Annotated in this window: 1 protein-coding gene; it reads right to left on the bottom strand. The window is 66.9% G+C overall.

Translation table 11 applies throughout. The features are described from left to right. Positions 1 to 287: 287 nt before the first annotated feature. Positions 288 to 1,550, bottom strand: coding sequence for an IS4 family transposase (locus tag ACLQ24_RS29535; protein WP_425895014.1), 1,263 nt, complete (start codon positions 1,548 to 1,550; stop codon positions 288 to 290). Positions 1,551 to 1,684 lie beyond the last annotated feature (134 nt).

The raw sequence follows: 1,684 nt of genomic DNA, 5'->3' as shown, positions 1-1,684 counted from the left end.
GCCAAACAAGCCCACTACGCCCGCCGCCTCACCCTCGAACTCCAGCCATGATCACGAAGTACGGCTGCCGTACTAGAACCAATGCCGTTCAGATAAGGCCATCAGGGCAGGTCAGAATGGGTGTAGGAGGTCCCGCATGGCGGATGATCTTGTCGGTGGGTCGTTTGACGCGGTAGGAGTTGTGTCGGGCGCGTTTGACGACTCGTTGGCAGGTGCGGTGTCGGCGTGGGGGTAGCGGGTGGCGCAGGATTTCGGTGTGGGCGTCGGTGATGGCGTTGGTCAGGCGTTCAGGGGGAAATGGCCGCCTGGTCGGTGACCTGGCGGCGCACGAGACGTAGCCCGCGTGTGAACGAGAGTCGGTCGGGTTCGTAGCCGGCTTCGTCGGCGGCGTCGAGCAGTAAGGCCCGGATCGCGTAGTGGGCCAGCAGCAGGCCCCATACTTGCTGTTCGACGAGGTCGGGGGTCTTCGAGCGCAGCACTTCACCCCGGCCGCGGAGATCGCTTTTGATCTCGTTGAGGGCGGTTTCCTCCTGCCACCGGTCGTGGTAGGCGCCGGCCAGGTCCATCCCGGACACCTCGTGTGGGTCGAGGATGGTGGTGATCACGGTGATGAGTTCACCGCCGGGGTTGCGATCGGGCACGGTGTAGTCCACGACCCGCACGAGCCGTGCGGTGTCCGCGGCGACCTCACCGCCGTCGGCGAGCGTCTGCGCGAGCCGGCGGCGGCGCTCGGCGGACAGCCCGGGCCGGTAGATCAACGCCAGGTAAGACCCGTCGGGCAGCCACCGCACCAAGCCCAGTGACACCGACGCGCCGACGCGCCAGGACAGGTCCGCGCCGGTGGCCGCGAACCGGGCGAACAACTCGAAGGAGTAGAAGCCACTGTCGGCCAGCAACACCATCCCGGGCTCCACCACCGAGGTCAACTCGGCGGCCTGGGTGCGTTCTCCCGTGCTGCAGGGGCCGAGGACCGCGCCCACGACCGCCCGACTCGCACACTCCACGACCGCGGTCACCTGCAGCTTCGGATACGCCGAGGCTTTCGGCCCCGAACCCATCCGCCCGAAGCGTTCCACGTTCGCCGGGGTGTCAGCCACGTCGAAGCTGGTCCCGTCGATCGCCATCAACCGACGCCGCGCCAGCCACGCGCCTTTCGTACCTGTCGATGCCACCGGCACCGCCGCCCGATCGAAGAGTTCCTTCACCGGCGCCACACCGAGGCGCTGCCGGGCCTGGGTTATCGCCGAGCCGGTCGGGACCTGCCAGTCATCCGACCAGGAACCCATCGTCCGTAGGCTGCCGACCAGCCGGCGCATCACTTCCTCGGCGGACTCCTGCGCGTACAGGCCCATCGCGAGCACATACCGGATCATCACGTGCGCGGGCAACCGACGGCTGCGCTTCTCCCGACACCCGGTCCGGTTGATCACTTCCTCGATGACGTCGCGGTGGAACCGAGCCGAGAGCACCCCCAAACCAATGTGGTCGGTCAACCGGCCCGAGGGCTGTGTCTGCAACGTCACGACCGGCACCGTACCGGCCCCAATCACCCGCCGTCAGCACCCCACGCTGACCTGCACCGATGCCTTATCTGAACGGCATTGGGTCTAGTGCTGCTCCGCGTTAATTCGTGGAGGGGTGTTGATCAGGTTGTTTCCTTGAGTGGGGTGCCGTCGTAGGTCCA

Source organism: Micromonospora sp. DT4 (genome assembly GCF_049841675.1).
GTDB lineage: Bacteria > Actinomycetota > Actinomycetes > Mycobacteriales > Micromonosporaceae > Micromonospora.
This window is presented reverse-complemented; position numbering and strand designations above follow the sequence as displayed.